Annotated in this window: 12 protein-coding genes; all 12 read left to right on the plus strand. The window is 38.9% G+C overall.

Annotated elements, in window-relative coordinates; translation table 11 throughout:
- The first annotated feature begins 7 nt into the window (after positions 1–7).
- Entirely contained in the window at positions 8–1,240 is a 1,233-nt protein-coding gene (locus BUA88_RS02880) for an MFS transporter (RefSeq protein WP_072912443.1), read from the plus strand.
- Between the two features lie 67 nt (positions 1,241–1,307).
- Positions 1,308–2,033 (plus strand): hypothetical protein, encoded by a 726-nt coding sequence (locus BUA88_RS02885; RefSeq protein WP_072912445.1) that lies wholly within the window; start codon positions 1,308–1,310, stop codon positions 2,031–2,033.
- 30 nt (positions 2,034–2,063) lie between these two features.
- Complete coding sequence (locus BUA88_RS02890) at positions 2,064–2,753, plus strand: response regulator transcription factor (RefSeq protein ID WP_072912447.1); 690 nt, start codon at positions 2,064–2,066, stop codon at positions 2,751–2,753.
- Positions 2,754–2,874: 121 nt separating this feature from the next.
- Entirely contained in the window at positions 2,875–4,242 is a 1,368-nt protein-coding gene (locus BUA88_RS02895; RefSeq protein ID WP_083572361.1) for a sensor histidine kinase, read from the plus strand.
- Between the two features lie 83 nt (positions 4,243–4,325).
- The gene (locus BUA88_RS02900) at positions 4,326–5,129 is read left to right on the plus strand and encodes a hypothetical protein (RefSeq protein WP_072912449.1); all 804 of its coding nucleotides are present in this window, start codon (positions 4,326–4,328) and stop codon (positions 5,127–5,129) included.
- A 33-nt stretch (positions 5,130–5,162) separates the two neighbouring features.
- A complete protein-coding gene (locus tag BUA88_RS02905; protein ID WP_072912451.1) occupies positions 5,163–6,086 on the plus strand; it encodes a chemotaxis protein in 924 nt (307 codons plus the stop codon).
- Positions 6,087–6,150: 64 nt separating this feature from the next.
- Entirely contained in the window at positions 6,151–8,040 is a 1,890-nt protein-coding gene (locus BUA88_RS02910; protein WP_072912453.1) for a hypothetical protein, read from the plus strand.
- Positions 8,037–8,642, plus strand: coding sequence for an imidazole glycerol phosphate synthase subunit HisH (gene hisH / locus BUA88_RS02915; protein ID WP_072912455.1), 606 nt, complete (start codon positions 8,037–8,039; stop codon positions 8,640–8,642). The genes BUA88_RS02910 and hisH overlap by 4 nt, the downstream gene beginning before the upstream one ends.
- 91 nt (positions 8,643–8,733) lie before the next feature.
- Entirely contained in the window at positions 8,734–9,495 is a 762-nt protein-coding gene (gene hisF, locus BUA88_RS02920; protein ID WP_072912457.1) for an imidazole glycerol phosphate synthase subunit HisF, read from the plus strand.
- A gap of 97 nt (positions 9,496–9,592) precedes the next feature.
- The gene (locus BUA88_RS02925; protein WP_072912460.1) at positions 9,593–10,366 is read left to right on the plus strand and encodes a hypothetical protein; all 774 of its coding nucleotides are present in this window, start codon (positions 9,593–9,595) and stop codon (positions 10,364–10,366) included.
- Positions 10,367–10,425: 59 nt separating this feature from the next.
- Entirely contained in the window at positions 10,426–11,145 is a 720-nt protein-coding gene (locus BUA88_RS02930; protein ID WP_072912463.1) for an IMP cyclohydrolase, read from the plus strand.
- Between the two features lie 12 nt (positions 11,146–11,157).
- A complete protein-coding gene (locus BUA88_RS02935; RefSeq protein ID WP_072912466.1) occupies positions 11,158–12,336 on the plus strand; it encodes a phosphoribosylaminoimidazolecarboxamide formyltransferase in 1,179 nt (392 codons plus the stop codon).
- Positions 12,337–12,411 lie beyond the last annotated feature (75 nt).

The following is a 12,411-nucleotide window of genomic DNA, read 5'->3' on the forward strand; positions in this document are numbered from 1 at the left end:
GACATAAATGATAGAAACGTTTGAGAAGTCCAGAGAATTTAGATTGAATACCTTGTACACCTTTGCGCAGGGCGCATATTGGATGATTGTATGCTGCACCGTAAGCATGGGTAGTGCATATTTGTCCAATCGCGGATATACAACATTTTCTATCGGTGCACTTTTTGCTTTTGCCTATTTATTTGCTGCAGTTATTCAGCAGGTGGTTTCTACAGCTACCGACAGCTCAACACGTTTTAATGTTTTAGATGTTTTAATAATTTTAGGTGGTTTGATTATCCTTGATTTACTTATTGCTATAACAGGCAATGAAAAAGGATTCGTAATAAGTTTTACATTTTTAATTGGTGCAATGATTGCCACTATTATTCAGCCATTTTTAAATGCGTTGAATTTCCATATTCAAAGACAGGGTATAAATATGAATTATGGAGTGGCAAGAGCTGCGGGTTCATTTTTCTTCTTTCTCATGAGCTTGCTTGCAGGTTTCTTCATGAAAACTGTATCCGCTAAAGCTGCTCCAATGCTTGGTTTTATAGTGTCTGTTTTGTTTGTTGGTTGTATTTCATGGATTTATAGTGAGTTAAAAGCAGCAGATATCAGCACAGATAAGCAGGTAGATCCTTTAGATGAAAACAAGAGTGAAAGCTTTGATTATAAGGGGATATCTGCTTTTGTAAACAAATATAAAATGTTCTTTGTTTATCTTATTGGCGTAGTTTGTGTGTTCTTTGGCCATATCATAGTAAACAATTTCCTCTATCAGATTGCAGTTAATGTAGGAGGAAATGAGGCTACTAACGGAGGACTTCTTGCAGTTCAGGCTATTGTGGAGCTTCCTGCTATGATATTCTTCTCAGTACTTCGAGACAAATTTGGCTCAAAGCTATTACTTGCTACATCAGGAGTATTTTACTTTATTAAGATATTTTTTACTGCAATTGCTTCTTCAATTGGAATGCTTTACTTCAGTATGCTTTTCCAGTCATTGGCATTTGCCCTTTTCATTCCAGCATCAGTTCACTTCGTAGATGAGATTATGCCGGAGAAGGATGCTGTGAAGGGTCAGGCCTTTGTTACAATTGCTATGTCAATTAGCAGTTTGATAGGTAGTATTTTAGGTGGAATTATAATTAATATACTTGGAGTTTCGGCTACTTTATATTTTGCTACATTTGTTACTTTTGTAGGAGTTGTTGTAGCAATTTTAGGACTTGTCAGAATAAATGAACAAAATTAATTATTTAAGATAGATTTTTTGGTTACAAATTGCTAAAATAACTATATACATATAGTGAGAGAAAGATATGGCTAAGTATAACATTGGTGGATATATCTTTAACGATGAGAATAGTGCTAAGAAAGCTGCTAAGGAGCTGAAGGCTGTTGAGTATATTCTTGGGCAGATGAAAACTGCTGATGAGCAGGAAGTTTTCAAGATATACAAGAAGGTTATTAACCAGAAGCTTTTTTCTACTCAGATAGGTTTGGGATTTCTTAATCAGCTTAGGCAGAATCTGGTTGCGACAGGGGTGTTTGAGGAGAGCCAGATTCCTCCTGTGTACAGTGTTGATGAGCCACCTAAGCCTGAGAAAAAGCCAGTCGAAGCGATTCCAGACGCAAAACCGGTTGAAAAGGAAGCAAAAGGTGTTACTCAGCCTGCTGAAGTAAAGTCAGCTGAGGAGAAGCCTCCAAAAGAGAAAAAAGCCAGAAAACTCACTAAACTCAGAAAAGAAAAGGCCGATAAAAATAGTACGCCTATATCAGAAGATGATGCTGGGGTAATCAAAAAGTTAAGGTTGGTGAATAGCTTTTTGATTGTATGTGTTTTTACCTTACTGATTTGTGTGTTGGGCATGTTTTTTGTAAATTCAACTATTAACAGTCCGACTATACTGAATTACAAAGAGGCTATTACTGACGAGTACTCTTCTTGGAAACAGCAGCTTGATGAACGTGAGCGTGAGCTTAACGAACGTGAAGCTGAGCTTGATGCCAGGGAGTCTGCAGTCAGTGGCATAGAAGGTAACTAATAATATAATTCAAGGATGGGGTTGGGTGTTATGTCAAAAAACAAAATTCTTGTGGCTGATGATGAAAGCCGAATGAGAAAACTTATCAGAGACTATTTGGTAAGAGAGGATTACGAAGTTGTAGAAGCTGAAAACGGTGAACAGGCTCTTGATATGTTCTATATGGATAGTGAAATTTCGCTTATCATTTTGGATGTCATGATGCCTAAGGTTGACGGTTTTGCTGTTTTGAAAGAAATCAGAGAAACCTCATCTATTCCTGTTTTGATGCTCACAGCTAAGGGTGAGGAGAATGATGTGCTTAATGACTTCGAGCTTGGTGCTGATGAATACATTAATAAGCCATTTTCACCAAAGATTCTTATGGCAAGAGTTAATGCTGTTCTTCGTAGAAGTACAGATGATTCTCTTGGCAAGAAAGTTGTTGAGGCAGGCGGAATCCAGTTAGATGTAGATGCTCATGTCGCTACAAATGATGGTAACCCTGTTGAGTTATCGGTTAAGGAATTTGAGCTCCTTTATTATTTCATCAATAATGAAGGTATTGCGCTTTCTAGAGAAAAGATTCTTAATCACGTATGGGATTATGATTATTTCGGAGACGCAAGAACCATCGATACTCACGTTAAAAAGCTTCGTAGCAAGTTAGACGATAAGGGAAATTACATCAAGACTATTTGGGGCATGGGGTATAAATTTGAAGTTGACGCAAAGGCCTAGTAAAATTAATCGCCAAATTGTAGGATTGTTAGGTGCTATAGTACTAGTTTCATTGATACTAGTTAGCATCATAACATCCTGCTTTTTAGGCGATTATTATATTTATGAGAAAAGAAAAGATATGAAGGAGCTCTTTTCGATTCTCACTGAAAAATGTGAGGCAGGAGAGCTATATGGCAGTGATTACCTCCCGGCTAATCTTGCATTATTTGAACAATTTAATGTAGCTGTGGTGATAACAGGGGCTGATGGACAATCTTATATAACATCTTCAGTTGATTCGGATTTATTGATAAATCAACTTAATTATTCATTGCTTTCGAATGATGCCAACAATGAACTAATTAAAACTACAGAAAACTACAAAATCTTCAAACAGAAATTCCCAGAGTTTGAGGATACTTTTCTTGTGCTTATTGGAGTGTTGCCTGATGGCAACATTGTCTTCATCAAGGCTACAGCTTCTGCGTTGGAGCAGACTGCAGCTATCACCAATAAGTTTTTCCTGATGATGGTAATACTTGATTCAATTGTCAGTGTTATTGCAGGCAGATATTTTATTTCGAAACTAACAAAGCCTTTATTTGAGCTTATAAATATTACAAAGAGAATCTCAAACTTTGATTTTGAGGTTACTTATCATCCACAGAAAATGTATAACGAGATGGATGATCTTGGTGAGCACGTTAATGAAATGTCTACGACTCTTAAGAGAGCTATTGAACAGCTTCGTCTCGCTAACGAAAACCTGAAACACGACCTGGAGTTGAAAGAAGAGACCGAGAACATGCGAAAAGAATTCGTATCAAATGTTTCTCACGAGTTGAAAACTCCTATAGCTCTTATTCAGGGTTATGCCGAAGGTCTTCAGGAAGGCATTATGGATGATGAAGTCAGCAGACAGATTTATCTGGATATCATCATCGATGAGGCCAATAAGATGAACAGACTGGTAAGAGAAATGCTTGTTCTTAACCAGCTGGAGGCAGGTCAGATGAATCTGGATATGGTTGATTTCAATGTTACTGAGATGATTGATAGTGTAATTGATAGTAACCGTATCAATTTCGAGGCTCAGAATATAAGTTTCACATTTATTGATAAGCAGGATTGTTACGTTCACGCTGATGAATTCCTTGTGGAGCAGGTTGTTACTAATTTTGTTAGCAATGCAATCCATTATGTTCTCAATGAAAACATCGTTACTGTTCGTTACGATTTTGTAAAAAGAGGAAAAGTTCGCATTATTGTATTCAATTCAGGAAATAATATCGGGAAAAGGGATATTAAGCATATTTGGGAGAAGTTCTACAAGGCAGATAAAGCCAGAAGTCGTGAGTACGGAGGCAGCGGAATCGGACTTTCTGTTGTTAAGGCGACCATGGAATTATTGCATGAAAAATTTGGCGTAGAAAATGTTCCAGATGGAGTTGAATTTTGGTTTGAGTTATCTTTGGCAAAAGACACAAAAATCAAAGAAAATTCATAGAATTTTCTGATTTTTCACATTGAAGAATACACATTTTAATGCTAATATACCATTAATGATTAGTGTATTTTTTAGGAGAAGGCATGAAAACTAACAGAATTATTTTAGCAATTTCTGTGTTGTGTTTTTCTCTATTAGCCACTGGTTGTGGAGAACCGCTATATGAATTGACCAGTGAGGAAGAGGATATAATAAGCTTATATGCTTCGAAAGCGGTTGCGAAATTTAACGAAAATCAGGTTGTGGGTATCGCAAATGCCCGCGTGAAAAAGGGAGAGCTGGATGAGGATTATGTACCTGATGAAGAAGACCAAACTGATGACGAGGCAGTAGGGGAAGAGAACACAGGTGAGACAATTGATTCTGAAACTGGTGAGGTGATTCCTCCACAGAGCGAATCAGAAGAGAATGTAGAAGCACAGAGCGAAGAAGGTGCTCAAGAACAGACTCAGGAGGATACATCTGTTGAAGGCGGCTATTCCTTTACAAATGCGGTGGATATAGCCGGTGTTGATTTTACCTGTTCGAAATTTGATGTTTCAAGCGATTATAAAACTTCTTCTTTCTATATGAAACCAGCAAGTGGAAAGAAGTATTTGGTTTTATATATTGATGCTGAGAATACTACAGACGGGACCATTGATTTTAAAGAGTATTCCGGAAGAACTTATAGTTTATCCCTAAACGGTGGGGAAAAATCGAAGGCTCAAGTTACTTTGCTACCGAACGATTTATCTTCCTATAAAGGAACGATGGCTGGTAAAGAAAAGAAATCATTCGTGATTGTATTTTCCTTTAGCAATTCGGCGGTTGAGAATATATCATCGGTTGAGTTATTTGTAACCAACGAAGGTTCAACCAGAGGGGCAGAAGTAAAACCATTATAAATCATTTTTTTGATTTAAATGAGAGGAGATTTTATGGATACTAATATTTTATTGGAATCAGGTACTAATGAACTAGAAGTCCTTGAGTTCAAGGTTGGCAAGAATTTCTATGGAATTAACGTTGCCAAGATTAGGGAAATTTTGTTATACCAGCAGGTTACGCCACTTCCTAATGCACATCCTTGTATTGAAGGAATATTCATGCCAAGAGATATTATGATTTCTGTTATTTCTCTTCGCAAGTGTCTTAACATTCAGGATGAAGCAGAGAATGATGGTCTTTTCATCATCACAAACTTTAACAGTTTAAATACTGCGTTCCATGTAGACGAAGTACTTGGTATCCATCGTGTATCTTGGGAAGATATTATTAAACCAGATGCTACAATTTCTTCTGACGAATCAGGTGTATCAACTGGTGTTATTAAACTTGATGACAGATTAGTAGTTATTCTCGATTTCGAGAAGATTGTTACTGATATTAATCCAGAGACTGGTCTTAAGGTTTCAGAAATGGATGATTATGAGACTCGCGACAGAAGTAAATCTCCAATTCTTCTTTGCGAGGACTCTCCACTTCTTTCAAAGCTTATTGTTGAGTGCTTGAAGAAAGCCGGTTACACTAACCTTAATGTTAATATGAATGGACAGGAAGGTTGGGATAAGCTTGTTGAGATGCACAAGAGAGGAACAGTACTCCAGGATGTTCATCTTATCATTACTGATATTGAGATGCCTCTTATGGATGGTCACAGACTCTGTAAGCTGGTTAAAGAGAATGAGACAATGAAGAATATTCCACTTATCATCTTCTCATCTCTGATTAATGACGAAATTAGACGTAAGGGTGAAAGCCTTGGCGCTGACGCTCAGCTTACAAAGCCAGAGATTGGTAAGCTTATCGCTGTAGTAGATGAGCTGGTTGCTAAGTACGAGGATGCTCGTAACAGTCATTAGAATTTAAAATCTTAGGGGTATGCCAAGCATACCCCTTATTTTAAATATATTGGGAGGATTTAAGATGTCTCAGGCTGAGGACTACTTAGATGGACTATTAAATTCAATAAACAAGGCTAAGACTGATGCTGAACAGGTCAAGGAAAACGCTGAGAGAAAACAGCAGGAATTTGTAGAGAACAGACAGCAGGTGGCCCCTGATGAAGATTTCTTTACAGCTACAGGAATTGATGTTCGGCAAACAAAAGGTAAAAGCTCACATCCTTACCTCAGGAAAATTCTTTCTGAGGAGGATTTTTTGCGCCAATTTGAAGAAGAGATAGAGCAAGAGGATGTTGATTTATTCTTGTCAGAGTTTGAACAGGAAATAGACAACGAGGAACAGCTATTTGAAAATACGGGAAGTGGTCTTGATAACGAAGATGTTGTAGATAAACTTATTAATGATATTGATGATGTTGTAAATACCGAGGCAAAGAAGCTCGAGGAAGCTGATGAAGCTCTAGAAAGTGAGGAGCCACCAGAAGAGACTGGTGAAGAAAAACTCGATGCGTTCCCTGAGCTAACAGAGGATACAGATGTTTCTAGTGGGACCGATTCTGAAGATACTCAGGAAGATGATGATGGTGAAGAATTAAAGCTTCCTGATGATGACGACATTGATTTATCTCAGTTTATAGAAGAATCAGATGATGCTGATGAGTCGGGCAAAGAATCAGATGAATCGGATGATGATGACTTTGGTTTCTCACTTGATGATGCAATTGATGACTCTGGCGAGGAGGAGCCTCTAGATGAATCTCTGAGGGAATTTATGCCAGATGATATGGATGCCTTGGATGAGGCAGAATATGGAGATGGCGAAGAGCCAGATCTCTCAGGTGAAGGAGATTTGGATTTGGATAATATCCTTGAGGGCGAAGATGAAGACCTTATGGATATACAGTCACTACTTAGCGGTGACGAGGAAGGTGCACCTGAAGCTGGAGATATAGATGAATCAGCGGAGGCTGCTTCTGAACAACCGGCAGGCGACGGTGGCAAGAAAGATAAAAAGAAGAAAAAAGAGAAGAAGAAAAAGGAAAAAGGCGAAAAGAAGCCTAATCCATTTTTACAAAAACTGGCCCTTATTATTTTTGGAGCGCCGGATGAAGATGAGATTGCCGAGGCTGAGGCAGCTGCAGTTGCTGCGGCTACAGTTGAAATCACCTATGATGAAGAAGGTAATCCTATAATTCCTGAGGGCGGTGTACCTGAGGATCCTAAGGAAAAGAAGAAACGAGAAAAGGAAGAGAAGAAAGCTGCCAAGGAAGCTGCTAAAAAGGAAAAAGAGGCAGCCAAGAAAGAGAAAGACGCAGCAAAGAAAGACAAACCAAAGAAGGAACCAAAGCCTAAGAAGCCTAAGAAAGAAAAAGAACCGGATAATTCTCCTAAAATTCCTATTTCCATTATTGCAACATTTTTGGTATTATCTATATCAATAATTGGTGTTGTATTGGTTGGAATGACCTTCACAGGTTTGAAGCGTCATATGGCTCAGGCGAGAGAGCTGTTTGATCAGGGTGATTATATCGCTGCTTACGAGAAGCTGAATGGTTATGATTTTAGAACCGATGAAAAGGTTGAGCTTCTTCGAAATCAGTCCAGAACTCTGGCAGACTTACAGCAGTGCCAGAATGAGTATACTACTTTTATGAACTACAAGATGTATAACTACGCGTTAGACTCATTGTTAAAGGGAATTGGTAGATACGAAAAATATAAGGATGATGCTGTTGAATATGGTATCGCAGATGAGTATGATGCTTTCGGTAATAGTATTATTATCGAACTGGAGCAGGAATTTGGTCTTTCTGTGGACGAGGCCATGGCTATTTATAAGCAACCGAACCGACACTATTATACAATCGAACTTAGAAAAGTGCTTAGAAAGCTAGGGTTACCGGACACATGATAGCAATACTTGATTACGATGCAGGAAATATTAAAAGTGTAGAAAAAGCATTTGGAATCCTTGGTGAGGAGACTATTCTCACCAGGGATTTTAGAGTGATTGAAAAGGCCGACCGCCTGGTATTACCAGGAGTCGGCTCTTTTGCTGACGCCATGTCGCATCTAAAAAAATATGAATTGGATAAGGCTATTAAGGACTATGTTAAAAGTGGCAAGCCATTTATTGGCATTTGTCTAGGTCTTCAGCTTTTATTCGAATCAAGCGAGGAGTCGCCAGGGGTAGAAGGGTTACATCTTCTTGATGGCGTAGTTAAGAGAATTCCTGATGGACCAGGAGTGAAGGTTCCTCATATCGGCTGGAATTCTTTGGATTTTCCTAATAAGGGTAAGCTTTTTGAGGGAATAGACGAGGGAAGCTTCGTATATTTTGTTCATTCATATTATCTTGAAGCAGCAGACCCATCTATTGTTAAAGCAACAACAGATTACGGCTGTCATATTCATGCTTCAGTTGAAAAAGATAATATTTTTGCATGCCAGTTCCACCCAGAAAAGTCATCAACAGTGGGACTTCAGATACTTAAAAACTTTGCTAGATTATAGCCTTCCCCTTGAGGGGCTGAGATGATGCTTTAGCATTATCTGCCATCCTGGCGAAGGGAAGGTGCCCCGCAGGGGCGGATGAGGTGTTAAAATGTTTACTAAGAGAATTATTCCTTGTTTAGATGTAAAAGATGGGCGTGTTGTTAAAGGTGTTAACTTCGTAAATCTACGAGATGCAGGAGATCCAGTAGAAATCGCTGCAGCCTACGATAAGGCTGGTGCAGATGAAGTTGTGTTTTTGGATATTACAGCTTCATCGGATCATAGAAACACAGTAGTTGATATGGTTCGCCGTGTTGCTGAACAGGTTTTCATTCCGTTTACAGTAGGTGGTGGTATCCGTACTGTAGATGATTTCAAAGCTCTTCTCAGAGAGGGTGCTGACAAAATCGCAGTCAATTCTGCTGCAATTGACAATCCACAGCTTGTTGCTGATGCTGCCGACAAATTTGGAAGCCAGTGTGTTGTTGTTGCCATCGATGCAAAAAGAAGAGAAGATGGCAGTGGATTTAATATTTATAAGCATGGTGGCCGTCTTGATTGTGGTATTGATGCAGTTGAGTGGGCTACAAAGGTGGAGAAATTAGGAGCTGGAGAGATTCTTCTTACTTCCATGGATCAGGATGGAACAAAAGCGGGCTTTGACATTGAGCTTACAAAAGCTATTTCTTCAGCAGTAAATATTCCTGTTATCGCATCTGGTGGTGCAGGAACAATGGAGCATTTTAAAGAGGCGCTCACTGTAGGTGGAGCAGAAGCTGCCCTTGCAGCATCATTATTTCATTATAAAGAAATGGAGATTTTGGACCTTAAGAGGTATTTAAGGGACAATAACATCCCAGTGAGGTTATAGAATTAACAGTTTTTACACATTATTATTGTATTATAATGATAACTATAGACATGATGGGAACAGGATGTTCAGGTTTTAATTCAAAGGAGTGATGTTTATGTCTTTAACTGTTAATTCTTTTGGAAGTGAATCTATTTATTCATTGTTTGGCGGTTCTTCGAACAGCTCAAGCTCTGTTTTTGGTGGCTTGGAAGCATCTATAAATAATCTCGCACAGATTAGATCAGGTTCATATGCAAAGCTGGTTAAGTCGTACTATGCCAAATACGATTCAGAAGGAAACCTGAAATCTGATTCCAGCGCGAAGTCAAAGGAGAAGATATCTGATCTCAGCGGTATCAGAAATGATGCATCTAACCTCAACAAGGCTACAGACCCACTTTTAGCTAAGGGAAAGAATTCAATCTGGGAGCAGGTCGAGACTGAAGATGCTGATGGCAATGTTACGAAGGATTACGACCGAGATAAAATCTATAATGCGATAAATAATTTTGCAAAAGCTTACAATGATTTAGTTGATAGTGGACAGGAAGCTGAGAGTATGGGCGTCCTTACTCAGGTGGCTGCCATGGTTACCACATCACAGAAAGCTGCATCTACTTTAGGTAAAGCTGGTATTACTATTGATAGTAAAAATCATCTTAATGTAGATGAAGACTTCTTAAAGAATAAGGCTACAATGACCTATGTCAAAGACTTATTCAGCGGTACAGGGAGCTACGCATACCAGATAGCAACAAAAGCGTCTATGACTAATTCATACGCAAGCACATCCCTTGCAGATATCACTGGTAAGAAGTCATATACAAGTAGTGGATCTTATTCATTGTCTGCAGATGATATTATAAGTAAATTTGATAAAACAACATAGACATATGCCATGGGTTCGGTTATAATTTTGAGCGGAAATTGCATTTTAAGGAGGAACCCATGGTAGTTAAATCTTTAGCAAGAGAATTATCAGAAACCAGTTACCCAGGCAGAGGCATTGTCATTGGTAGATCGTCAGATGGAACCAAGGCTGTCACTGCCTATTTTATTATGGGACGTTCTGAGAATTCTAGAAACAGAGTATTTGTTGAGGAAGGCGAAGGCATTCGCACAGAGGCATTCGACCCTTCAAAGCTTACTGACCCAAGTCTCATTATCTATGCACCAGTTAGAGTACTTGGTTGCGACACCATTGTTACAAACGGAGATCAGACTGACACCATCTATGAGTATATGAAGTCTGGCGAGACATTTGAGCAGACCCTTCGCAGAAGAGAATTTGAGCCAGATGGCCCTAATTTCACACCTCGTATTTCGGGTCTTCTTCATATCGAAGACGGACAGTTTTCTTATTTGATGTCAATTCTTAAATCTAACATGGGTGATTCTGATTCATGTAATAGATACACCTTTGATTATTCTAATCCTAAGGCCGGCTCAGGTCGTTTTATTCACACTTATATGGGCGATGGAAATCCACTTCCTTCATATGAAGGCGAGCCTACACCAATTGAAATTTCAGGAAATATCGATGAGTTTACCGATATGATTTGGTCTAACCTTAATGCTGATAATAAGGTTTCTCTTTTCGTACGTTACATCGATATTGCAACAGGTGCAAAGGAAACCCGTATCATTAATAAGAATATTAGAAAATAGGAGAATAATGCTATGAAAGAATTGGAATTAAAGTATGGTTGTAACCCAAACCAGAAGCCTTCCAGAATCTATATGGAAGAAGGAGAGCTTCCTATTGAAGTTTTAAGCGGAAAGCCAGGTTATATTAATTTCCTTGATGCTTTCAATGGTTGGCAGCTTGTTTCTGAGCTTAAGAAGGCAACAGGTCTTGCTGCTGCTACTTCATTTAAGCACGTAAGTCCAGCTGGTGCTGCTGTAGGACTTCCTCTTTCAGACGTAGAAAGAAAAATCTATTGGTGTGATGATTTAGATATGGAGTTCACTCCACTTGCAAACGCATACGCAAGAGCAAGAGGCGCTGACAGAATGTCATCTTTTGGTGATTTCATTTCTCTTTCAGATGTATGCGATGTTGCAACAGCAAAGCTTATTAAGAGAGAGGTTTCTGATGGTGTTATCGCTCCAGGATATGAGCCAGAGGCACTTGAAATCTTAAAGGCTAAGAAAAACGGAAACTATGCAGTTATCAAGATTGATCCAAATTATGTTCCAAAGCAGCTTGAACGCAAGGAAGTATTTGGTATCACTTTTGAGCAGGGCAGAAACGAATTGGTGATTAATGATGATTTCTTCTCTAATATTGTTACTGATAATAAGGAACTTACTGAACAGGCAAAGATAGATTTAGCTATCGCTATGATTACTCTTAAGTATACACAGTCAAACTCAGTATGTTATGTAAAGGATGGACAGGCAATCGGAATCGGTGCTGGTCAGCAGTCACGTATTCACTGTACAAGACTTGCAGGTCAGAAGGCTGATAACTGGTGGCTCCGTCAGTCTCCAAAGGTGCTTAATCTTGATTTTGTTGATGGCATCAAGAGAGCCGACAGAGATAATGCAATCGACCTTTACATTGGTGATGAGTTTGAGGATGTTATCGGTGATGATGTATGGCAGAAGACATTCAAGACACGCCCATCTGAGTTTACAAGAGCCGAGAAGCGCGCATGGCTGGATAAACTTACAGGTGTTTCTGTAGGTAGTGATGCATTCTTCCCATTTGGTGACAACATTGAGCGTGCACATAAGTCAGGTGTTCAGTATGTTGCTCAGCCAGGTGGGTCTGTAAGAGATGATAATGTTATCGAGACATGTAATAAATATAATATGGTTATGTCATTTACAGGTCTTAGACTTTTCCACCACTAATCATTAAAAATGTCCAAAATGCTTGCAAATATTGGATTTTCTGATATAATAGCATTGTTATTGAAGAGAGCGACT

It is taken from the genome of Pseudobutyrivibrio xylanivorans DSM 14809 (assembly GCF_900141825.1).
GTDB classification, from domain to species: domain Bacteria; phylum Bacillota; class Clostridia; order Lachnospirales; family Lachnospiraceae; genus Pseudobutyrivibrio; species Pseudobutyrivibrio xylanivorans.

Coding starts and splice junctions, on each gene's coding strand:
- BUA88_RS02880 (WP_072912443.1), top strand. CDS start 8: ATGATAGAAACGTTTGAGAAGTCCAGAGAATTTAGATTGAATACCTTG.
- BUA88_RS02885 (WP_072912445.1), top strand. CDS start 1,308: ATGGCTAAGTATAACATTGGTGGATATATCTTTAACGATGAGAATAGT.
- BUA88_RS02890 (WP_072912447.1), top strand. CDS start 2,064: ATGTCAAAAAACAAAATTCTTGTGGCTGATGATGAAAGCCGAATGAGA.
- BUA88_RS02895 (WP_083572361.1), top strand. CDS start 2,875: ATGAAGGAGCTCTTTTCGATTCTCACTGAAAAATGTGAGGCAGGAGAG.
- BUA88_RS02900 (WP_072912449.1), top strand. CDS start 4,326: ATGAAAACTAACAGAATTATTTTAGCAATTTCTGTGTTGTGTTTTTCT.
- BUA88_RS02905 (WP_072912451.1), top strand. CDS start 5,163: ATGGATACTAATATTTTATTGGAATCAGGTACTAATGAACTAGAAGTC.
- BUA88_RS02910 (WP_072912453.1), top strand. CDS start 6,151: ATGTCTCAGGCTGAGGACTACTTAGATGGACTATTAAATTCAATAAAC.
- hisH (WP_072912455.1), top strand. CDS start 8,037: ATGATAGCAATACTTGATTACGATGCAGGAAATATTAAAAGTGTAGAA.
- hisF (WP_072912457.1), top strand. CDS start 8,734: ATGTTTACTAAGAGAATTATTCCTTGTTTAGATGTAAAAGATGGGCGT.
- BUA88_RS02925 (WP_072912460.1), top strand. CDS start 9,593: ATGTCTTTAACTGTTAATTCTTTTGGAAGTGAATCTATTTATTCATTG.
- BUA88_RS02930 (WP_072912463.1), top strand. CDS start 10,426: ATGGTAGTTAAATCTTTAGCAAGAGAATTATCAGAAACCAGTTACCCA.
- BUA88_RS02935 (WP_072912466.1), top strand. CDS start 11,158: ATGAAAGAATTGGAATTAAAGTATGGTTGTAACCCAAACCAGAAGCCT.